Source organism: Pseudomonas sp. Irchel s3h14 (assembly GCF_900187425.1).
In the GTDB taxonomy this organism is placed as follows: domain Bacteria; phylum Pseudomonadota; class Gammaproteobacteria; order Pseudomonadales; family Pseudomonadaceae; genus Aquipseudomonas.
In genome coordinates this window covers 20,194-39,763 of record NZ_FYDJ01000016.1, presented here as the reverse complement: position 1 = coordinate 39,763, position 19,570 = coordinate 20,194, and the positions used below count along the sequence as shown (strand labels likewise).

21 protein-coding genes are annotated in these 19,570 nt (G+C 60.6%); 8 read left to right on the top strand and 13 right to left on the bottom strand.

Translation table 11 applies throughout. The features are described 5' to 3' along the window. The first annotated feature begins 42 nt into the window (after positions 1 to 42). On the top strand, positions 43 to 759 hold the full coding sequence (locus tag CKW16_RS24030; RefSeq protein ID WP_095131244.1) for an alpha/beta hydrolase: 717 nt from the start codon (positions 43 to 45) through the stop codon (positions 757 to 759). 3 nt (positions 760 to 762) lie between these two features. Here the strand turns inward: CKW16_RS24030 and CKW16_RS24025 are convergent, their stop codons facing one another. Together CKW16_RS24025 and CKW16_RS24020 are read right to left on the bottom strand one after the other, a co-directional pair. Further along, a complete protein-coding gene (locus CKW16_RS24025) occupies positions 763 to 1,350 on the bottom strand; it encodes a hypothetical protein (protein WP_095131242.1) in 588 nt (195 codons plus the stop codon). A gap of 200 nt (positions 1,351 to 1,550) precedes the next feature. Further along, on the bottom strand, positions 1,551 to 1,742 hold the full coding sequence (locus tag CKW16_RS24020) for an antitoxin (protein WP_095131240.1): 192 nt from the start codon (positions 1,740 to 1,742) through the stop codon (positions 1,551 to 1,553). 556 nt (positions 1,743 to 2,298) lie between these two features. Between CKW16_RS24020 and CKW16_RS24015 the strand changes: the two genes are divergently transcribed. After that, complete coding sequence (locus CKW16_RS24015) at positions 2,299 to 2,667, top strand: DUF6124 family protein (RefSeq protein ID WP_095131238.1); 369 nt, start codon at positions 2,299 to 2,301, stop codon at positions 2,665 to 2,667. A gap of 82 nt (positions 2,668 to 2,749) precedes the next feature. Here the strand turns inward: CKW16_RS24015 and CKW16_RS24010 are convergent, their stop codons facing one another. The 4 genes from CKW16_RS24010 to CKW16_RS23995 form a co-directional block, all read right to left on the bottom strand. Further along, the gene (locus CKW16_RS24010) at positions 2,750 to 3,076 is read right to left on the bottom strand and encodes a putative quinol monooxygenase (RefSeq protein ID WP_095131236.1); all 327 of its coding nucleotides are present in this window, start codon (positions 3,074 to 3,076) and stop codon (positions 2,750 to 2,752) included. 28 nt (positions 3,077 to 3,104) lie between these two features. Continuing rightward, positions 3,105 to 3,779, bottom strand: coding sequence for a glutathione S-transferase family protein (locus CKW16_RS24005; RefSeq protein ID WP_095131234.1), 675 nt, complete (start codon positions 3,777 to 3,779; stop codon positions 3,105 to 3,107). A 165-nt stretch (positions 3,780 to 3,944) separates the two neighbouring features. After that, a complete protein-coding gene (locus CKW16_RS24000; protein ID WP_095131232.1) occupies positions 3,945 to 4,739 on the bottom strand; it encodes a hypothetical protein in 795 nt (264 codons plus the stop codon). A 234-nt stretch (positions 4,740 to 4,973) separates the two neighbouring features. Next, entirely contained in the window at positions 4,974 to 5,870 is an 897-nt protein-coding gene (locus CKW16_RS23995) for a LysR family transcriptional regulator (protein ID WP_095131230.1), read from the bottom strand. A gap of 111 nt (positions 5,871 to 5,981) precedes the next feature. Between CKW16_RS23995 and CKW16_RS23990 the strand changes: the two genes are divergently transcribed. Then, positions 5,982 to 6,584, top strand: a complete 603-nt coding sequence (locus tag CKW16_RS23990) for an NADPH-dependent F420 reductase (protein ID WP_095131228.1) — start codon at positions 5,982 to 5,984, stop codon at positions 6,582 to 6,584. A 225-nt stretch (positions 6,585 to 6,809) separates the two neighbouring features. On the opposite strand, the gene CKW16_RS23985 is transcribed toward CKW16_RS23990, so the two are convergent. Genes CKW16_RS23985 through CKW16_RS23975 form a run of 3 tightly spaced genes read right to left on the bottom strand, consistent with a single transcriptional unit; the run spans position 6,810 to position 9,403 of the window. After that, entirely contained in the window at positions 6,810 to 7,991 is a 1,182-nt protein-coding gene (locus tag CKW16_RS23985) for an acetyl-CoA C-acetyltransferase (RefSeq protein ID WP_095131226.1), read from the bottom strand. Positions 7,992 to 8,002: 11 nt separating this feature from the next. Next, on the bottom strand, positions 8,003 to 8,668 hold the full coding sequence (locus CKW16_RS23980; RefSeq protein WP_010455523.1) for a CoA transferase subunit B: 666 nt from the start codon (positions 8,666 to 8,668) through the stop codon (positions 8,003 to 8,005). A gap of 36 nt (positions 8,669 to 8,704) precedes the next feature. Further along, positions 8,705 to 9,403: a CoA transferase subunit A gene (locus CKW16_RS23975; protein ID WP_095131224.1), complete on the bottom strand. Its 699-nt coding sequence runs from the start codon at positions 9,401 to 9,403 to the stop codon at positions 8,705 to 8,707. A 151-nt stretch (positions 9,404 to 9,554) separates the two neighbouring features. On the opposite strand from CKW16_RS23975, the gene CKW16_RS23970 reads away from it, so the two are divergent. Then, positions 9,555 to 10,451: a LysR family transcriptional regulator gene (locus CKW16_RS23970; protein WP_095131222.1), complete on the top strand. Its 897-nt coding sequence runs from the start codon at positions 9,555 to 9,557 to the stop codon at positions 10,449 to 10,451. A gap of 27 nt (positions 10,452 to 10,478) precedes the next feature. On the opposite strand, the gene CKW16_RS23965 is transcribed toward CKW16_RS23970, so the two are convergent. Continuing rightward, positions 10,479 to 11,321, bottom strand: a complete 843-nt coding sequence (locus CKW16_RS23965) for an NAD-dependent protein deacetylase (RefSeq protein WP_095131220.1) — start codon at positions 11,319 to 11,321, stop codon at positions 10,479 to 10,481. A 132-nt stretch (positions 11,322 to 11,453) separates the two neighbouring features. Further along, entirely contained in the window at positions 11,454 to 12,500 is a 1,047-nt protein-coding gene (locus CKW16_RS23960) for a class I SAM-dependent methyltransferase (RefSeq protein WP_095131218.1), read from the bottom strand. Between the two features lie 420 nt (positions 12,501 to 12,920). Between CKW16_RS23960 and CKW16_RS23955 the strand changes: the two genes are divergently transcribed. The 3 genes from CKW16_RS23955 to CKW16_RS23945 all read left to right on the top strand — a co-directional run bounded on the left by CKW16_RS23955 (position 12,921) and on the right by CKW16_RS23945 (position 15,987). Further along, positions 12,921 to 14,255, top strand: a complete 1,335-nt coding sequence (locus tag CKW16_RS23955) for an acetamidase/formamidase family protein (protein WP_095131216.1) — start codon at positions 12,921 to 12,923, stop codon at positions 14,253 to 14,255. Between the two features lie 144 nt (positions 14,256 to 14,399). Beyond that, positions 14,400 to 15,239: a DUF692 domain-containing protein gene (locus CKW16_RS23950; protein ID WP_095131214.1), complete on the top strand. Its 840-nt coding sequence runs from the start codon at positions 14,400 to 14,402 to the stop codon at positions 15,237 to 15,239. Next, positions 15,232 to 15,987, top strand: coding sequence for a DUF2063 domain-containing protein (locus tag CKW16_RS23945; RefSeq protein WP_095131212.1), 756 nt, complete (start codon positions 15,232 to 15,234; stop codon positions 15,985 to 15,987). Before CKW16_RS23950 ends, CKW16_RS23945 begins: the two co-directional genes overlap by 8 nt. 57 nt (positions 15,988 to 16,044) lie before the next feature. On the opposite strand, the gene CKW16_RS23940 is transcribed toward CKW16_RS23945, so the two are convergent. Together CKW16_RS23940 and CKW16_RS23935 are read right to left on the bottom strand one after the other, a co-directional pair. Continuing rightward, on the bottom strand, positions 16,045 to 17,439 hold the full coding sequence (locus CKW16_RS23940) for a HAMP domain-containing sensor histidine kinase (protein ID WP_095131210.1): 1,395 nt from the start codon (positions 17,437 to 17,439) through the stop codon (positions 16,045 to 16,047). Next, on the bottom strand, positions 17,417 to 18,100 hold the full coding sequence (locus CKW16_RS23935; protein ID WP_095131208.1) for a response regulator transcription factor: 684 nt from the start codon (positions 18,098 to 18,100) through the stop codon (positions 17,417 to 17,419). The genes CKW16_RS23940 and CKW16_RS23935 overlap by 23 nt, the downstream gene beginning before the upstream one ends. A gap of 324 nt (positions 18,101 to 18,424) precedes the next feature. Here CKW16_RS23935 and CKW16_RS23930 point away from each other — a divergent pair, with 324 nt between their 5' ends. Then, positions 18,425 to 19,363 carry a hypothetical protein gene (locus CKW16_RS23930; protein ID WP_095131206.1) on the top strand — a complete coding sequence of 313 codons (939 nt, stop codon included), beginning with the start codon at positions 18,425 to 18,427 and terminating at the stop codon, positions 19,361 to 19,363. The last annotated feature ends 207 nt before the right edge of the window (positions 19,364 to 19,570 follow it).

The window sequence follows — 19,570 nt, the reverse complement described above, 5'->3', positions numbered from 1 at the left end:
GTTAGGCTCTGCCCCGAATCCTGCACTTGTGAAGGAAGGTTTATGTTGAAGTTTCTCGCTCTGCTGACACTCTTGGCGTCCGCCGCCGTCCACGCTGAAACTCCGCTGCAAACCGATCTGCCGCTCAAGTACCTGGAGCAGGCCAGCCCCGAATCGCGCAATCAGCCCCTGGTGATTTTCCTCCACGGTTACGGCAGTAACGAGGAGGACTTGTTCGACATCAAGGATGAGTTGCCCGCGCCCTACAACTACCTGTCGGTGCGGGCACCGATGGTGATAGAGGAGGGCCGTTATCAGTGGTTCCGCCAGAAAGGTGATGGCGCCTACGACGGTGAGACGGATGATCTGAAGACCAGCGGCGCCGTATTGCTGGATTTTGTCGCACAGGCGGCGAAGAAGTATCACACCGAACCCAACAAGGTATTCCTGGTGGGCTTCAGCCAGGGCGCGATGATGTCCTACGAGGTGGCCCTGCGTCACCCCGAGGCGGTGGGCGGGATCGCAGCGTTGAGCGGGCGGATTCTGCCGGTGCTCAAGTCCGGACTGAAACCGGATGAAAAACGCCAGAAGCTGGCGATTTTCATTGGTCATGGCACCGCGGACACACTCCTTCCCTACAATGACGGCACGGACGCCGACAGCCTGTTGCAGAGCCTGTCACTCAAGCCTGAGTTTCATGCCTACCCTGGCGTCGGTCACAGCATCAGTGCTGTCGAAATGCGGGACTTGAGCGCCTGGTTGCAGCGTCTCAATCCCTGACGCTTACTTGCCGGTGACGATTTGTTTGACCAGCGTCTCGTGGCCAGCATTGTCGCTGAGGCGGGAAATCACCTGAACGATCGCCATGCGCGTGTTGGACGCGGCCATCACTGTGGTGTCGAGGGTTTTGCCGCCGCCCTGGGTGGCGGTGCTGTCGATCTGCCGCAGCCCCAGTCCGGTGCCTTTCTGGGTCAGGCTTTTTTCGCTGAGCTTGGTGAAGTCCGGCAGCGCGGTGGCTTGTTGGGTGGCGAAGTCAGACGCCACGGAGTCGAGGAACTGACCGTCGTTGTCTTTGACGTTGACGCCGCCGGGGATGGTGTTTTCAGCGGCGATCACCACGGTTTTAGTTGTCTGATTGGTGTACATGGTGCCCGTTGCCCCGGCGGTGCCGGTGGCTGCGTCGCCAGCAGGCAACGGGTTGGCGACGAAGCCTTTAGGCAGGGTGAACGTGAACTTGCCGCCGAGCATCGAGACTTTCTGTGCTGGCGCGGTATCGCTGGCAGTGGCCTTGGCAGCCTGCGCATTCAGCGCTCCCAGACTGGCAACCGCCGTCAACAACAGGACAGCGGCTTTTTTACTCAACAATGACATTCAGAACTCCAGGGGATGGTCGGTCTCGCGGTGGGGGGCGATCATCCCATGGAGGTTGCGGCGCATTCCAGCGCAGTCTAACGGACGGTCACGTTCCTTTGGCCAGCGCAATTACCTATGGCTACTTCTGGGCCAGCTCCAACCAACCACTGTTGGGTGGAGCTGGTGCCACAGTTCAGCCCGTGCTTCGGCGCCGCCACTCAACCAGCATGGCGCTTAGTGCGCTTGGCTTCGAGAAGGGATCGCATATCAGCCATTACCTGATCGTGCGGGATATTCGGGCGTGGATCATCGAGCGACGCCTGCACTTTGGCACGGAACCAACGGTCGTAGCTGGCGGCCAGCTCTTCGGTTTTAAACTCTGAAACGATGGGGGAAAGTTCGGCGTTCATAGTGCCCCTCCGGGATCAATACCTAGCAATCTCATCGGTATGTGGCTCGTTGTCGTGGGTATCAAGATGAAGTGCACCCCTGCCAAGTACCACGTGGCGCCATCTCTCTACCTGATGGGCGCCACCACACTAAACCTCTCGCTTGCGACAGCCAACCCCTAAAAAATGTCGGACGCCTCCTCAATTTTTTGAACGCCTTCATGCGTTTAATGGACGCGTTTAAAGACACCCGCTGTTACGTCCTAACGGCTACAACGCCTTGCGTCGTTGCCTACGCGTACGCCAGAATCCGCTGGCTTGTGCGCTTTGACCCCGGCCTCTATCGTTTACCTGCCACTGCTCATCAGTGGTCGGGTTTAGTCGCCCGGTGGTTATCGGTAAGGTGCATAAGCGCCATTCAGTCAGGTCGTTCTATGCCTGTACTTGATGGTGGTTGTGCGCAGGGCGCCCTTGGGCGCGCCGGGCTTGCTGATTCCACCGGTCGACTAACCTGCGTACAGCCGCCACCCTCTTTTAGTCGAGAGCGGTAGCGGCCCCAACTCTGGAAATCAGATCTATGTTCAAAGTAACGCCGAATCCCCCGAATACCCGTCCGGTACCCTACGACGTCTTTCGTGATCTTGACCCCAAGAAAATGACAGAGGCGGCCGACCGCGCACTCAGCTTCTACCTCGACCCCGGGGCGTCGAAAACGCAGATACCGCCCCGCAAGCCCAGCGCCATTTTCACCATCGACGCAGCGGTGGATGACGAAACGTTGCTCGTCGAGGCCTGCGAATCGTTGGCATCAGCCAGCGCCATGGTCAACGATCTCACCGACATAACGGACGGCCCACGACGCCAAACGATGCTGGTGCTACAACGGGTCATTATGTTGGGTGAGTTAGCGGTCAATCGATTACTGGACAACCACAAGCCTGGGTAGTCGCCAGGCGGGTAGCGAGGGCGCTTGCGCCCTCGCTGTTTCGCAGCATTCACGCGGCTCGTGGCCACGCTGGAAGGTCCGTTCAGACCCCACGTCGCACCGGATAGCTCTTGATCACATCCAGAAACTCAATGCGACGTTCGCTGACCAGCAACTGCGGGAGCAGTTGTTCATACGCTTGTCGATACGGCTTGCTCAGGTGACGCGTGATGAAGTCGTCCTTGCTGCAGTTCCAGGTTTCGTAAAGCACCAAGGTGTTCGGGTCGTCCTGGAGTTGGTGGACCCAGGTGTTGACGAAGTCCGGCTCGGCCGACATCTGGTGCACCACGTCCAGCAGCCGTTCTTTCATTTCGGCGAAACGTTCCGGTTTGGCCGGCAGGTAAACGATAAACGCGACTTGATCACTCATTTCATCACCTTCGAATGCTGTGAATGGGTTACTGCGCCTGGTTTTGCGGAAAGAGGTTGCGACGGGTTTCTTCGTCGAACTCGGCCTTCAACACCAGTTTCTCTTTAATACAGTGGGCACGTTGGGCGGCCGGACGGGCGCTGATTTCATCGAACAGGCGCTTGACGTTCGGGTACGCCGCCAAGCCGTTCTCGCCGAGGATGTACGGCGCGTAATTGGCCCAACCCCAGAGCGCCATGTCGGCGATGCTGTAGGTGTCGCCGGCCAGGTACTGATGGTCGGCCAGACGCTGATCGAGCACGCGATAGTGGCGTTCGACTTCCTTGAGGTAGCGGTTTTTCGCGTAAGGCAGGTCTTCCGGCGCGTGGTGCAGGAAATGCACCGCCTGGCCGGAAAATGGTGACAGCCCTGTCGCGATGAACATCAGCCAGGACAGTAGCTCGGCCTGACCTGCGACGGAGGTCGGCAGGAAGCGCTGATGTTTTTGCGCCAGGTGCAGCAGGATTGCCTGGGAGTCGAAGACGGTTGCGTCGCCATCGACCAGGGCTGGCACCTTGGCGTTCGGGTTGATTGCCAAAAAGGCCGGCAGGTGTTGCTCACCCTTGAAGGTGTCGACGCCGATCAATTCGTAGGGCGTTTGCAGTTCTTCAAGCAGCAGGGCGACTTTCATCGGGTTGGGCGAAGGGTGGAAAAAGAACTTCATGGTGTAGGCCTCAGTCAGTGGTTGGTTTTGAACTGAGGCTGATGTTGAAGTAAACCTGTTCGAATGACGTGCGAGCTATTTGCTTTACTCGTTCGAAACTATCGAACGTGTTATCGGCTCAGCGCGATGAGCGGGCGACATCCTGGCCCGATGACATCAAGGAGCTTAGCGTTTGATCGCCGTACGTCCTGCATCCGGCACCGGGCTCGCCGGCTTGGCCAACAAGCGCTTGGTCACCCCGAGCATACCCACTGACACCGCGACGCCCAGGGCAAACGCGGTCAGACCCATGCCTGGCAAGGCCAGCGCCAATACCAGGCAAAACGCGGCGAACGAATACATCCCGGTCGCGGTGGCCCGCAACAACGCGGCGGTAAACGCCGGTCCGCGGGTTTGCTGGGAGAACACCGCCATCACGCTGCCCAGCACCGGGAACACCGCGAGCAGGCCGCTCCAGCGTTCGCCAACGGTGCTGGCCAACAACGTGACCGCGAGGGTGAGCAGGGCGCCGGCAATCATGCGCAACAGCAATTTGTCGGACTTCGGCGCCGGGCCTGAAACAATCGGCTGTACCGAGGGAAACAGATACGGCGCCGCCAGCAGGGCGGTCGCGGCGGCGATCACCGAGAACACCAGGGACGGCGGAATCAACGACAGCACAACGGCCGCCGTGGCCCAGACCAACAGCGAAATCACCAGCGCCCACGGCCACTTCGCGCGTTGTGCAACCTGAGCGTAGGTCACGCAAAAGGCAATCATCGCGAACATTGCGGACAGTGCTGCCGTCGCCGATTGAGCGGCGAACACCTGGCCTTGTTCGATGGCGAGAAAAAACAGAATCGGTCCGACCACCACCGGCAACCCCGACAGCCAACCGGCGACACTGGGTCCCCAGCGTTTACCGGCCAGGGAAATCAGCAAGAGAAATCCTGGGATGACCAGCAGTTTGAGTATCAGCACGCACGCACCTCCGACCTGAGTGAGGCGGCAACGTTAGCATTGCGGGTGAGTGATTGCTCTATAGATGTCGTGATTTTGTATACAAAAATCAAGGTTTCAGATTCTGCAGTTTTTTTGCAGTGATCGTTCCCACGCTCTGCGTGGGAATGCCTCAATGGACGCTCCGCGTCCGCTTCGGCAGGGACGCGGAGCGTCCCGGGCTGCATTCCCACGCAGAGCGTGGGAACGATCAGTTCAGCGGGGTGAAAACGCCTCGACCACAAAGTCGATAAACACCCGGGTCTTGGCCGGCATTAACGTCCGGCTCGGGTAGTACAGCGAAATAGGCCCCGCGTCAGCGTGCCAGTCGGGCAGCAGGCGCACCAGTTCGCCACGCTGGATATTCGCCAGCACATCCGGCAACACCAGCAGCGTCACGCCCAGGCCGAGTATCGCTGCTTCGCGCATGGCGGCCGGGTCATTGAGCACAATGTTTTCATTCAGATTGGCCGGTGCTTCGTTGCCCGCGCCATCTTGCATCAGCCATTGGCGAATCCGCCCGGTGCGGGTGCCGCGCATCACAATGCCGGTGTGTCCGGACAGGTCTGTCGGACTGTCGGGCAGGCTGCGTTCTGCGAGGTAGGCGGGAGAGGCGACCGCCACCACATCCGCCGCCGCCAACGTCCGCGACACCACCCCGGGCGTCAACTTGAAGCCGCCGCCAATGGCCGCGTCATACCCTTCGGCAATCAAATCCACAGGGCGGTTTTCGAAGTGCCATTCCGGGCGAATCAATGGGTAGCGTGCCAGGAACGCCGGCAGCAGCGGCAAGACATGACCGATGCCAAACGTCGGCGCCAGACTGACCTTGAGCACGCCCGCCGGCTCGCCTTGGTCGCTGCTTACCGTGCTGATCGCTGTCTGCAACGCTTCCAGATTGCCGCCGATACTCGTCAGAAAGCGTTCCCCGGCTTCGGTCAGGGACAGCTTGCGGGTCGAGCGCTGGAACAGCCGCACGCCGATGTTGCGTTCGAGCATCGCTACGTTGCGGCTGACAGCCGCAGGGGTCAGCGCGAGCACCCGCGCGGCGGCGGAAAAACTGCCGGTTTCGGCACTGCGGACAAAAGATTCGAGGTTGGCGAGGGTTTCCATGGCAGGCACCTGCTAGTCATGCTTGAAGATCATTCAAGGCATTACCCGCTAATCAAGTGCTAATGGCAAGCGCAGTATTCACTCCAACGACAACCTTCGGAGTGAACAACCATGAGCACCATCGGAATCATCGGCGCCGGCGCAATCGGCGCAGCTTTTGCCAGAGCACTGTCGCGTCAAGGCATTGAGGTGGTTATCGCCAACAGCCGTGGTCCGCAAAGCCTGGCCTCGCTGGTGGCAGAACTTGGGCCAACGGCGCGTGCCGGAACCCGCGAGGAGGCCGCCGCACAAGCTATCGTGCTGGTTGCGGTCAACTGGTCGAAGTTGCCGACCGCGCTTGCCGGTCTGCCGGATTTTGGCGGACGGATTGTCATCGATGCCAACAACTCAATCGAGGCGCCGTCGTTCAAGGCGGTGGATTTGCAGGGGCGGACGTCCAGTGAAGTGTTTGCTGAGTGGGTGCCCGGTGCGCGGGTGGTGAAGGCGTTCAATCACCTTCAGGCGCGGTTTCTGGAAAGCGATCCGGCGGCGGAGGGCGGACAGCGGGTGCTGTTTCTCTCGGGTGATGATGCCGATGCGAAAGCTCAAGTGGCGGCGCTGATCGAACAGCTGGGTTTCTTCGGGATTGATCTTGGGGAATTGAGCATCGGGGCGCGGCTGGTGCAGTTTCCAGGAGGTCCGCTGCCGGTGCTGAATCTGGTGAAATTTGCCTGACGAACAGACAAAAAGAACCCGGTGCGACGTGAGTCGCACCGGGTGTTTTGCCAGACAGCGAACGGATATTCGTGGGTCCCCGCGCCGTCTGTTGAACGCTGTTTGATGTAGATCGTTCCCACGCTCTGCGTGGGAATGCCTCAACGGACGCTCTGCGTCCGCTTTGGGACGCGGAGCGTCCCGGGCTGCATTCCCACGCGGAGCGTGGGAACGATCATGTAAGGCTTATGCCCGTTCGATCGCCAGTGCCACGCCCTGACCACCACCGATGCACAGGGTGGCGAGGCCTTTCTTGGCGTCACGCTTGATCATTTCGTGCAGCAAGGTCACCAGCACCCGGCAACCCGACGCACCGATCGGGTGGCCCAGGGCGATAGCGCCGCCGTTGACGTTGACCTTGTTCAGGTCCCATTCCAGGTCCTTGGCCACCGCCAGAGATTGCGCAGCGAAGGCTTCGTTGGCTTCGATCAGGTCCAGTTGGTCGATGGACCAGCCGGCCTTGTCCAGGCAACGACGAGTTGCGCTGACCGGGCCGATACCCATGATCGCCGGGTCGACGCCCGCATTGGCGTAAGCCGCGATTTTCGCCAGCACGGGCAGGCCGAGGGCCTTGGCTTTTTCCGCGCTCATCAGGATTACGGCGGCGGCACCATCGTTCAGGGACGAGGCGTTACCGGCAGTCACCGAACCGTCCTTTTTGAAGGCAGGTTTCAGTTTGCCCAGGGAGTCGGCGGTGGTACCTGCTCGAGGTTGTTCGTCAACCTGGAAAGCAACCGGATCGCCTTTGCGCTGAGGAATCAGGATCGGCGTGATCTCATCGGCAAAACGCCCGGCTTCGATGGCGGCCGTGGCTTTCTGTTGCGAGGCCGCGGCGAAGGCGTCTTGTTGCTCGCGAGTCAGGCTGTATTTTTCAGCCAGGTTCTCGGCGGTGATGCCCATGTGGTAATCGTTGAACGCATCCCACAGGCCGTCGCTGATCATGGTGTCGACGATTTGCGCGTTACCCATGCGCAGACCGGTGCGAGCGCCCGGCATGACGTAATTGGACAGGCTCATGTTTTCCTGGCCGCCGGCAATGATCACGTCGGCATCGCCGCAGCGAATCGCCTGAGTGGCCAGATGCAGCGCTTTGAGGCCCGAGCCGCAGACCTTGTTCAGGGTCATCGCAGGCACGGTGAAGGGCAGGCCGGCCTTGATCGCGGACTGGCGCGCAGGGTTCTGCCCGGCGCCGGCGGTCAACACCTGGCCCATGATCACTTCATCGACTTCAGCAACGTCCAGACCGGTTTGCGCCAGCAGCTGACGGATCACCGCAGCACCGAGGTCAACTGCGGACACGTTGGCCAGGGCACCCTGGAAACTGCCGATGGCGGTGCGGGTGGCGGCGACAATGACGACTTCTTGCATGGAATGATTCCTCACTGGGCAGCGAACTGCATTTCCGGAACGTGATCCGGCACGATCAGTTTACCGGCGGTCTTGGCGACAATCTCCTCGACGCTGACGCCCGGTGCGCGTTCCTTGAGAATGAACGCGCCGTTTTCGATTTCCAGGTACGCCAGGTCGGTCAGCACGCGCTTGATGCACCCGGCGCCGGTCAGCGGCAGGCTGCATTTGGACAACAGCTTGGACTCACCGTCCTTGGACGCGTGGGTCATGATAACGATGATGTTGTCTGCGCCGGCCACCAGGTCCATTGCGCCGCCCATGCCCTTGACCAGTTTGCCGGGGATCATCCACGAGGCGATGTTGCCTTGCACGTCTACTTCAAAGGCGCCCAGCACGGTCAGGTCGACATGACCACCGCGGATCATCGCGAAGGACTCGGCCGAGGAAAAGATCGACGCGCCGATACGCGCGGTCACCGTTTGTTTGCCGGCGTTGATCATGTCGGCATCGATGGTTTCTTCAGTAGGAAAGGGGCCCATGCCCAGCAGGCCGTTTTCCGACTGCAGCATGACTTCCATGCCTTCAGGGATGTAGTTGGCGACCAGGGTCGGGATGCCGATGCCCAGGTTTACATAGAAGCCGTCCTGCATTTCGCGGGCGACGCGTTGAGCCATTTGTTCGCGGGAAAGTGCCATTGTTGTTATTCCTTCATTCGGTCCGGGGGCAGGGGATCACTTACGCACGGTGCGCTGTTCGATGCGCTTCTCGAACGTGCCGCAAATGACTCGGTCGACGTAGATGCCAGGGGTGTGGATCTGCGACGGGTCCAGCTCGCCGGGTTCGACGATTTCTTCGACTTCGACCACGGTGATCTTGCCGGCAGTGGCGGCCAGCGGGTTGAAGTTCTGGGCGGTGTGGCGGTAGATGACGTTGCCGAAATGGTCGGCTTTCCAGCCTTTGACGATGGCGAAGTCACCGGTGATGGATTCTTCCATCAGGTACTGGCGGCCATGGAATTCGCGGACTTCCTTGCCGTCGGCAACTGGAGTGCCGACGCCGGTGGCGGTGAAGAAAGCGGGAATGCCGGCGCCGCCTGCGCGCATTTTTTCGGCGAGGGTGCCTTGGGGGGTCAGGACCACTTCGATAGCGCCGCTGAGCAGTTGCTCCTCGAACATTTTGTTCTCGCCGACGTAGGACGCCACCACCTTGCGGATCTGCCGGTCTTCCAGCAGCACGCCGAGGCCGAAACCGTCGACGCCGCAGTTGTTGGAAACCACGGTGAGGTCACGTGTGCCTTTGCGCTTGATCTCGGCGATGAGGTTTTCCGGGATCCCGCACAGACCGAAGCCGCCGGCGATCACGGTCATGCCGTCTTCAAGACCTGCAAGGGCTTCCTCGTAGGAACTCACGCGCTTGTCGAAACCTGCCATATGCACCTCTTTTATTCTTTGTGGGCGGCTGGCTAGCCGTATGGGGATGGAGTGTCTCGCCGTAGTATTCATTTGTTAAGTTGATTTTTAAGGTTGATTGATAGATAAAACTCACCAATCGATCATCCGTACTACGTTGGAGCCAGTGCTCATGACAGTCAAGCAGATCAGGGCATTTTTGGCCGTGGCCCAGAGTTTGAGTTTTGCCGTGGCCTGCGAGCGGTTGCACCTGTCGCAATCGGCCTTGAGCCTGACCATCAAGGCGCTGGAGGAGGGGCTGGGCGGGCGCCTGTTCACCCGCAACACGCGCAATGTCGCGCTGACGGCGGAGGGAGAATCGCTGGTGCCACTGGCGCGTCGTCTGATTGCCGACTGGGACAATGCCGAGGATGAGTTGCGGCAACGATTCACCCTTCAGCGCGGTCGCGTCACACTGGCGGCGATGCCCTCATTTGCCGGCAACCTGCTGCCGCCGATCCTGAAAACCTTCCGCGCGCGCTATCCCAAGGTCAACGTCACAGTGAATGACGTGATCAACGAGCAGGTGCTGGAGATGGTGCGTGACCGGCAGGTTGAGCTGGGGGTGGCGTTTGAACCGAATCAGAGTTCGTCGCTGGCATTCACGCCGTTGTACATGGATCGTTTCGTTGCCGTGGTGCCGAAGGATTCACCTTTTGCCGAACGGGAAGACATCGATTGGCAGACCTTGCTCAAGGAACCGTTCATCACTTTGCAGCGTCCGTCGACGGTTCGGGTGATGCTCGAAGAGCACTTGCAGGCGCGCGGGATGAAATTGCCGGTGGAGTTTGAAAGCCATCAGTTGGCGACGGTTGGGCGGATGGTGGCGAGCGGGTTGGGGGTGAGTGCGGTGCCGGCGTTGTGTGTCGGGCAGATGCTGGAACTGGGTGCGCGGTGCATTACCTTGCGCGATCCGGTGGTGGAGCGGGCGATTGGGGTGCTGACCAAGCCGGGTGTGGAACTGTCGGCGGCGGCGCAGGCGTTGTTCGATATTCTTAAAGCCGAAAACCTCGGCCAACGCCCCCATTGATCGTTCCCACGCGGAGCGTGGGAACGATCAGAGTGAGAGACGTTGCGTCAGTAGGGGTAAAAGCTGCTCGCACGAAGCCTCAATCTTGAGATCAAGAAGGTCATCCGCCCGAGTCTTCCCCAAATTAATCGCAATCAGCGGCTTCCCCTGATCCGCCACCACCCGGCACAACCGAAACGCCGAATACGCCATCAACGAAGACCCGACCACCAACAACCCCGCAGCCTTTTCGACCGCCGCCATTGCCTTGGCCGCCGTCGCCTGCGCCACGTTCTCGCCAAAAAACACCACATCCGGCTTCATCCGTTCACCCGCGCAATGCGGGCAATGCGGCACCTGAAACCGCGCCTCAAACGCTGCATCCAGCAGCGTGTCGCCGTCTGGGGCTTGCACCGCATCCACGCCGGCCAGATACGGATTCTGCGCTTCCATCAATTGCTGGATCGAATCCCGTTCGCTGCGCTTGCCGCAATCCAGGCACAACACCCGGTGCAGGCTGCCGTGAAGTTCGATGACGTCATGGCTGCCGGCCTGATCGTGCAGGGTGTCGACGTTTTGAGTGATCAGGCCGCTGATCTGCTGCGAACTTTGCAAACTGGCCAAGGCCTCGTGGGCCACGTTCGGCTGGGCTTGGCGCACCCGCGGCCAACCGAGCATCGCCCGCGCCCAATAGCGCCGCCGGGATTCGGGCGCGGAGAGAAACTCCTGATACATCATCGGTTGCCGGCCACGCCGCACGCCCTGGTTGTCGCGGTAATCCGGAATGCCCGACGGGGTGCTGATGCCGGCGCCGGTCAGGACCACAAACGGCTGGTCAGCCATTAACTGCTGAAGGCGGTCGAGTTGTTCGCGGATGAGGCTGTCGAGCATTTCAACACTCCGGTGGATCATGAGTGTTTGCAGGGTAGCATTGGCCGACCACCCTGTAGGAGCACAGCTTGCTGGCGATGGCGATTTCAAATACGCCATCGCCAGCAAGCTGTGCTCCTACAGGGATCGGGTTTATTTACGCGCCTCCAGAATCAGGTTGAACGGTGTTTCCGTGGCCCGCCGGAACGTCTTGAACCCCGCCTCGGTGAACACCTTGCGCAGCCGCGCCTCACCAGCCTGGGCGCCGAGGCCGAGGCCGACCTCCTGGGACAGCGAGTTCGGGGTGCAGATGAAGGTCGAGGCGGCGTAGAACAAGCGGCCAACCGGGTTGACGTTGTCGTCGAGCGAGTCATTGGCGAACGGCTCTACCAGCAGCACCGTGCCGTCCGGTTTCAGTGCGTCATAAGCGTGCCGCGCCGCGCCCACCGGGTCGCCCATGTCGTGCAGGCAGTCGAAGTAGCAGACCAGATCATAGTCATCGCCGGGGAAGCTTTTTGCCGTGCCCTGGAAGAATCGCGCACGCCCGGCCACGCCACCTTCTTCGGCGCGCTGGGTGGCGACGGTGACGGAGGGCGCGTGGTAGTCGAAACCGACGAACCGCGAATCGGGGAACGACTGAGCCATGATCACGGTGGATGCGCCGTGGCCGCAGCCGATATCCGCCACTTTGGCGCCAGCCTCCAGTTTGGCGACCACGCCTTCGAGCGCCGGTAGCCATTCGGCGACCAGATGCGCTTTATAACCTGGCCGGAAGAACCGCTCTGTGCCGCTGAACATGCACGGATGGTGATCGCCCCAGGCGAGGGCACCGTCGCCGCGCATGGCGCTGACCAGTTTGTCCTTGTCATGGAAAAACGATGCGACCACCCCGACGCCACCCGCGATATAGACCGGTGAGTCTTCGATCGCCAATGCCATGGCCTGCTCTTCGGGCAGCCAGAACTGGCCGTCGCGGTGTTCCATGTAACCGGAAGCGGCGTGGGCGCTGAGCCATTCGCGTATCAGGCGGGGGTTGCAGCCGGTTTTTTCAGCGAGGGCTTCAGGGGTGACTGGCTGACTGTCGGCCATGGCCCGGTACAGTCCGAGCTCTTCGCCGAGGATGACGTTGGCGAGCATCGCCGCGCCGCCCATGTCGTTCACCAGTTTGCCCATGAAATCATTGAGTCTGGCCTCGTCCATCACGTGTGCTCCTTCAGCAGGATCACAGTCCAGAGGCCTTGTTTTTCGAGGCGTTCACCTCTGGACGGTGGTCGTGGGAATGAACAGGACGATAAGCACGCCCTGCGTGCACTAAGTTTAGTCCGGGGGCCGTGCAGCGCTGCCTTGAGCGACGAAAGCCCCGGTGGCGGCAACGCTGACCCCTGTAGGAGCCGGGCTTGCCCGCGATGGCGGTGTGTCAGGCGACAAATATGTTGGATGCGCCGGCCTCATCGCGGGCAAGCCCAGCTCCTACAGGGACCGCATGTATTGCACTGTATCTAACAGGCTTCTCGATACAGATCCCTGCAACAGCAGGCTTTGCCGAACACAGGCGAGATACAAACCTGCGATGAACTGCGTAGGCCGTTTGGCACCCTATACACCGTGAAGGGGACAACAATGACCACGCTCCTGCCTGAAACCGACCTGAAATCTACACCCGTCAATCGCCTGCGCGTCGACCAATACACCAGCGGCATCATCGGCCCAAGCCAGCCGATGCTCGGGCCACTGGCCGACGGCGGCACCCTGATCACCGGCACACCACCGGGCTGCTGGGGGCCGATGATCACGCCGGCCTTCGAGGGTGGCCACGAAGTGACGCAACCGGTGGCCATTGCCGGTGCGGAAATCGGCGACGCGGTGGCGATCAAGATCAAAAGCATGCGCGTCACCTCGCTGGCCACTTCGTCCGGGGTGATGAGCTTCGTTGAAGGTCGCTACCACGGCGATCCGTTCGTCTCCAAATTCTGCGCCAAGTGCGGCACCGAACATCCGGCCAGCCATGTCGAAGGCATCGGCGAGGACGCGATTCGCTGTAACAACTGTGGCGCCGAAGTCAGCGCGTTTCGTTTCAGCCACGGCTACGTGATCGTGTTCGATGCGCAGAACCAGGTCAGCCTGACCGTGAATCAGGACGTCGCCAATCAACTGGCCGGTAACGCAGCCGAGATGTCGGCGCTGCCGGAATTCGCCGCGCAACATTCGATCCTGTCCCTGGCGCGCGCCGACATCCCCGGCGTGGCGGCGCACATGCGGCCGTTCCTCGGCAACATCGGCACCACGCCGTCGCGTGATTTGCCCGACTCCCATAACTGCTCCGATTTCGGCCAATACCTGATCGGCGCGCCGCACCGTTTCGGCATGACCCGCGAAGAACTGCACGCGGCCAAGACTGACGGTCACATGGACACCAACTCGATCCGCGAGGGCTGCGTGTTGATCTGCCCGGTCAAGGTGCCAGGCGCCGGCGTGTACATGGGCGACATGCACGCCCAGCAGGGCAACGGCGAGATCGCCGGGCATGCCACCGACTGCTCCGGGGAAACCGAAGTGGTGGTGGAAGTGGTGAAGAACCTGACGCTGGAAGGGCCGATCCTGCTGCAAAACCTTGACGACTTGCCGCCCATGGCCCGGCCGATGAATGCCGGGCAGCGGCAGAAAGTCCGCGAGCTGGGCGAGCGCTGGGGCCAGCACGAGATCGAGCAGAGCGGGCCGATCACCTTTATCGGCAGCGGCGAGAACCTCAACGTCGCCGTGGAGAACGGCTTGAAACGCGCCGCCTCGGTTACCGGTCTGCCGTACGACGAAGTACTCAACCGCGCGACCATCACCGGCTCGATCGACATCAGCCGCTTGCCGGGCACCGTCCGCGTAACGTTCCTGTGCCCGATGACCGTGCTGGATCGCATCGGTATTGGCCATCTGGTGCGCGAGAAGTACGACCTGGCTTAACGCGCAACGGCGGGTCTGTACCACAGTGTGTACGGACCCGCTGGTGATACAACCGCTGCGATTTTCTGCCAGGGCGGAACACAGACCCGATACACCCTTTCGGTTAACTGTGGTTCCGCACTGACAATCATTGAGATCGACATCATGCAAACTCCCACCCTCTCAGCGAAGGCGACCGTCGGGCTCGGTTTGCGTCGCGGTTTAATGAAAGACCTTCAAGCAGCCCGCGTGGGCGATTTCGATTTTCTGGAAGTCGCGCCGGAAAACTGGATCGGTATCGGCGGCGCTCATGGCCACGCGCTGCGTGCCTTGGCCGAGCGTTATCCGTTGTCCTGTCATGGCTTGTCCCTGTCATTGGGCGGTCTGGCCCCGCTGGACGTCGGGTTTCTGCAGGAAGTCCGGGTTTTCCTTGATTACTACAACGTGCCGCTGTACAGCGAGCACTTGAGCTACTGCAGCGATGACGGTCACCTTTACGACCTGCTGCCGCTGCCCTTTACCGGAGAAGCGGTGCATCACGTCGCCGCGCGAATTCGCCAGGCCCAGGACATTCTCGGTCGGCGCCTGGCGGTGGAAAACGTCTCCTACTACGCTGCGCCACAACAGGATATGGACGAGGTGACCTTCACCAACGCGGTGCTGCGCGAAGCCGATTGCGACCTGCTGCTGGACGTCAACAACGTCTACGTCAACTCGATCAATCACGGTTTCGATCCGCAGACCTTTCTGGCCGGCATCGATTCGGACCGGGTGGTGGCCATGCACGTGGCCGGGCATTTCGATGAGTCCGACACCTTGAAAATCGACACCCACGGTGCTTCGGTGAAACCGGTGGTCTGGTCGTTGCTGGCTGAGGCTTACGCTCGATTTGGCGCGCAGCCGACGCTGCTGGAACGGGATTTCAACTTTCCGGCATTTTCCGAACTGGTGGTCGAGTTGCAGACCATTCGCCGCCTGCAAACCGAGGGGGTGAACCGTGGATAAGCCGAGCCTGTTTCAGCAGCAAAACACCCTGGGCCTTTACCTGCGCGATCCCGATCATTGCGCGCCACCAGCCGGGATGGACGTGACTCGGGCGCAGGTTTACCGCGACCTGATTTTCGCGAACCTGTCGTCGTTGCTCAGCGGGACCTTTCCGGTGCTGATCAAGATTCTCGGTGATGAACACTGGCGTTCACTGGTACGGATTTTCCTGCGCGACTACCGCGCGCACACGCCGAAATTCGGCGAGATCGCCCAGGAGTTTGTCGAGTTCCTGGCCTCGGAACCGCAAGCGTTGAGCGAAGGGGCGTGGCCGCCGTTCATGGTGGAACTGGCGCATTACGAGTGGATCGAGATGGCGTTGCAGCAGTCCGAGGCCGAACCGTTGCCGCTGAGCGATGCCGGGTTGTTGCTGGACCGACCGTTGCAGGTTTCGCCGCTGGCCTGGCCGTTGGCGTATGCCTGGCCGGTGCAGTTGGTGGGGCCGGATTATCAACCGGAGACGTCGCCGGCTCAGCCGACATTGTTGCTGGTGCGCCGGGCTGAGGACTGGAGTGTGAAGTTTTCTGCACTGAGCCCGTTGGCCTGGCGGTTGTTGCAGCGGATTGAGGAATTTCCTCAACTGGATGGTCGTGAGCAACTGGAAGGATTGGCGGTGGAGGCGGGGATGGCTGGGTCGTCGGAGTTTATGGAAAGTGGGGCGGTGTTGTTGCGGCAGATGCATGAAGAAGGAGTGGTGGGCTTGGCATGATCGTTCCCACGCACAGCGTTTGATCGCTGATCGTTCCCACGCGGAGCGTGGGAACGATCAATCGGGAGGAATCAAACTCTGCCGGCAATCCAGCACCAACCGCGCCCCTCCAAGTTCACTGGTGCCCACCTCAAGCGTAAACCCATGCAAGCTCACAATCGCCGCAACGATCGACAGCCCCAACCCGAACCCGCTTTTCTGGTTGCCGCCGTCGGCACGATAGAAACGCTGGAACACCGCCTCTCGTTCGGCCATCGGAATGCCAGGACCCGAATCGAGCACTTCGATCCGGGTAAATTCCCCCTCATTGATCCCCCGCAAAATCACCTCGCCACCTGGCGGTGTGAACTTGATCGAGTTGCTCAGCAGGTTCGCCACCGCTTCGAATAGCAACGCGCGGTCGCCATTCAGTGGCGGCAAGACGTCAGGCAGTTGCAGCTTGAAAACCAGTTCGCCTTCTTCCGCCAGTGGCAGATAAAAGTCATGCAGTTCCTGCAACAACGGCACCGGATCCAGCTGCACAAAACCCGAACGCCGCTGACGATCTTCCAGCTCGGAAATCCGCAGCAACCCTCGAAAACGCGCCATCAAGGTGTCCGCTTCACCGAGCACTGAGTCCAGTTGCACCGCCAGCGTCGAACCCTCATCAGCCTGTTGCTGAATCCGGTACAGCTGCGCCCGCAGGCGCGTCAGCGGCGTGCGCAGGTCGTGGGCGATGTTGTCGCAGACGCCCTTGACCTCGTTCATCAAGCGTTCGATACGCTCGAGCATGGCGTTGACGATGGCGGCGAGCATGTCCAGCTCATCGCGGCGATTGGACAATGGCAGGCGACGGGTCAGGTCACCGGCGATGATGGCCTCGGCGCTGGCCTGGATCGCACGAATCCGCCGCAACGGACGCCGCCGCAACAGGTGCCAACCAGCGATGCCGGGCAAGATGGTCAGCGTCATACCCCAGAGCAATGCATGAAGAATGATCCGGGTGACGGCAAACAACGAACCGTTATCCCGCACCAGCACGAGCCAGCGACCGTCCTTGGTCTGGGTCGCTACCGCATCGCAGCTGTCGGCGGGCAGGCTTGGGTCGTCAGAGTCGGCGCAGTCGCCGAGCATGTGAATCTTGCCATCCAGCGGCAGGCCTTTGGGCATGTGACGCAGGGCACCGCTGAGGTAGCGGTGCTGAGCATCGAACAGGCCATAAGCGTCGATGCCGCGAATGTCGAAGGTCATGCTGACGGCGAGGGCGTCCGCCAATTGTTCGCCCTGAAAGTGCGAAAACAAATGCTGACGTTGCATCAGCGAGTGTTTGGCCAGGTTATCCAGGTAGGCGGAAACTTCGTAGTACATGACCCCCATGAGAATCCCGCTCCAGAGCACGAACAGCGAACTGTAGAGCGCCAGCAAACGGCTGCTGGATGAGCGCCAGCCGTTAGAGGGGTTCAGCAATGACATAACCCGAGCCTCGCACGGTCCGAATCAGTGGGACATTGCCTGGCGGGTCGATCTTTTTGCGCAGCCGGCCGATGTGCACGTCGATCAGGTTGGTGCCGGGGTCGAAGTGGTAACCCCAGACCTCTTCGAAAATCATCATCCGCGACAGAATCTGTCCGGTGTTGCGCATCAGGAATTCCAGCAGCTTGTACTCGGTGGGCAACAGCGTCAGCAGCTGACCGTCGCGGCTGGCTTCGTGGCTGATCAGGTTCAGCTCCAGATCCGCCACCCGCAACGTGGTGACCTGGGAGGTCACGGTGTTCTGCCGGCGCAGCAGGACTTCAACCCGGGCGGCCATTTCATCGGTGGCGAACGGTTTGGTCAGGTAATCGTCACCGCCCGCGCGCAAGCCGCGCACACGCTCATCGACGTCGGAGAGGGCGCTGATCATCAGAATCGGCGTGGCCACGCCCATGGTCCGCAACGTGGTGACAATCGCCAGACCATCAAGCTCCGGGAGCATGCGGTCGAGGGTGATCAGGTCGTAGTTGCCGCTGACTGCGCGCGCCAGACCTTCGCGGCCGTTGTCGACCCAATCCACGTCGAGGCCGTGGCTGCTCAGTTCGGCGACGATTTCCCGGGCGGTCACGGCGTCGTCTTCGATGGTCAAGATGCGGGGCATAGGGCGGGCCTGATTAGGAGTACTCAACGTTGAGCGGCATTTTGCCAAGAAATGATGGCAGGCTTCCTAAATAAAACTTCATGTACAACGAAAAGATCGCAGCCTGCGATCTTTTGATCTTTCCATTTAAAACACCGTTTCTGGTCAATGCATAAAACCCGCCGCAACAGACAGTTCCTTGCAAATTGCATGGCCATTGGAAGTTCAAACTTTATAAATCATTGAAATCCAGAGTCTTATTTAAAGTTGGCGACTGGCACGGTGACTGCACTTCCTCCGTTGAAGAGTTGTAACACCATCTTTCCTGCCTGGAGCGATATAACAATGAATAGATCCTCTGATGGTTTCTATCCTGTCGCAGAAGAAACGAGCACGCTCTCTGGCGTGTCCTGGGGGGCGATCTTCGCGGGGGCCGCTGCGGCGGCAGCGTTGTCACTGATCCTCGTGTTGCTCGGCTTTGGCCTGGGTTTTTCGGCGGTGTCGCCGTGGGCCAATGAAGGGGTGAGCGCCAAAGGCCTGGGCATTTCAACGATTGTCTGGTTGGCGGCTACACAAATCGTGGCGTCCGGACTTGGCGGTTACATCGCCGGTCGTCTGCGGGTGAAGTGGGCGTACATGCACGGTGATGAGGTTTACTTCCGTGACACCGCCCATGGCTTTCTGGCCTGGTGCGTGGCAACGCTGGTGACGGCGACGCTGGTAGTCGGTTCGGTCAGCAGCATTGTCAGCGGTGGCGTGCAGGCCGGGGCGAGTGTGGTCGGTGGCGCCGCGAGTGCCGCGACTCAAGCAGCCGGCACGGCTGTCGGCAACACTGACAGTGACCCGTACGGTTACTTCGTCGACAGCCTGTTCCGCGATGATCGCCCGGCGGCGGTCAGTGATGACGCCGTTCGTGGCACCGTGACGCGCATCTTCGTGCGCAGCCTGAGCAACGACGGTCAACTGGCTGCCGAAGACCGCATCTACCTGGCGCAACTGGTTGCCCAACGGACCAACCTCACTCAAGCGGACGCCGAACGTCGTGTTGATGAAGTGTATGCCCGCACCCAGAAGGCCGTAGCCGACGCCAAACTCGCCGCCCAACAAGCCGCTGATACGGCTGCGAAGGTGGCTGCAATGACCTCGCTGTGGATGTTCATTGCACTGCTGATTGGCGCGTTTTTCGCCAGCCTTGCTGCAACTTTCGGTGGCCGTCGTCGGGATGCGGTCGAGTACCTCGAAACCGACGCTTATGTATCCACCACTTCAGTACCTGTTCGTTAACCCAGGAGAACTCTCATGCGCTCATTACTGCTGTTCTTTCTCGGCGTACCGATCCCGATCATCATCCTGATCGCTCTGTTCACCTGATACCACTGGAGCACATACCTCTGCCGCTTCTACCTTTGGTGGAAGCGGCGTTTTTGTGTGAGCGGGCTGGCGGCCACCTTGATGTTGAATGTGACTGCCTCTTCGCGAGCAAGCCCGCTC

Coding starts and splice junctions, on each gene's coding strand:
- CKW16_RS24030 (WP_095131244.1), top strand. CDS start 43: ATGTTGAAGTTTCTCGCTCTGCTGACACTCTTGGCGTCCGCCGCCGTC.
- CKW16_RS24025 (WP_095131242.1), bottom strand. CDS start 1,350: ATGTCATTGTTGAGTAAAAAAGCCGCTGTCCTGTTGTTGACGGCGGTT.
- CKW16_RS24020 (WP_095131240.1), bottom strand. CDS start 1,742: ATGAACGCCGAACTTTCCCCCATCGTTTCAGAGTTTAAAACCGAAGAG.
- CKW16_RS24015 (WP_095131238.1), top strand. CDS start 2,299: ATGTTCAAAGTAACGCCGAATCCCCCGAATACCCGTCCGGTACCCTAC.
- CKW16_RS24010 (WP_095131236.1), bottom strand. CDS start 3,076: ATGAGTGATCAAGTCGCGTTTATCGTTTACCTGCCGGCCAAACCGGAA.
- CKW16_RS24005 (WP_095131234.1), bottom strand. CDS start 3,779: ATGAAGTTCTTTTTCCACCCTTCGCCCAACCCGATGAAAGTCGCCCTG.
- CKW16_RS23995 (WP_095131230.1), bottom strand. CDS start 5,870: ATGGAAACCCTCGCCAACCTCGAATCTTTTGTCCGCAGTGCCGAAACC.
- CKW16_RS23990 (WP_095131228.1), top strand. CDS start 5,982: ATGAGCACCATCGGAATCATCGGCGCCGGCGCAATCGGCGCAGCTTTT.
- CKW16_RS23985 (WP_095131226.1), bottom strand. CDS start 7,991: ATGCAAGAAGTCGTCATTGTCGCCGCCACCCGCACCGCCATCGGCAGT.
- CKW16_RS23980 (WP_010455523.1), bottom strand. CDS start 8,668: ATGGCACTTTCCCGCGAACAAATGGCTCAACGCGTCGCCCGCGAAATG.
- CKW16_RS23975 (WP_095131224.1), bottom strand. CDS start 9,403: ATGGCAGGTTTCGACAAGCGCGTGAGTTCCTACGAGGAAGCCCTTGCA.
- CKW16_RS23970 (WP_095131222.1), top strand. CDS start 9,555: ATGACAGTCAAGCAGATCAGGGCATTTTTGGCCGTGGCCCAGAGTTTG.
- CKW16_RS23965 (WP_095131220.1), bottom strand. CDS start 11,321: ATGCTCGACAGCCTCATCCGCGAACAACTCGACCGCCTTCAGCAGTTA.
- CKW16_RS23960 (WP_095131218.1), bottom strand. CDS start 12,500: ATGGACGAGGCCAGACTCAATGATTTCATGGGCAAACTGGTGAACGAC.
- CKW16_RS23955 (WP_095131216.1), top strand. CDS start 12,921: ATGACCACGCTCCTGCCTGAAACCGACCTGAAATCTACACCCGTCAAT.
- CKW16_RS23950 (WP_095131214.1), top strand. CDS start 14,400: ATGCAAACTCCCACCCTCTCAGCGAAGGCGACCGTCGGGCTCGGTTTG.
- CKW16_RS23940 (WP_095131210.1), bottom strand. CDS start 17,439: ATGTCATTGCTGAACCCCTCTAACGGCTGGCGCTCATCCAGCAGCCGT.
- CKW16_RS23935 (WP_095131208.1), bottom strand. CDS start 18,100: ATGCCCCGCATCTTGACCATCGAAGACGACGCCGTGACCGCCCGGGAA.
- CKW16_RS23930 (WP_095131206.1), top strand. CDS start 18,425: ATGAATAGATCCTCTGATGGTTTCTATCCTGTCGCAGAAGAAACGAGC.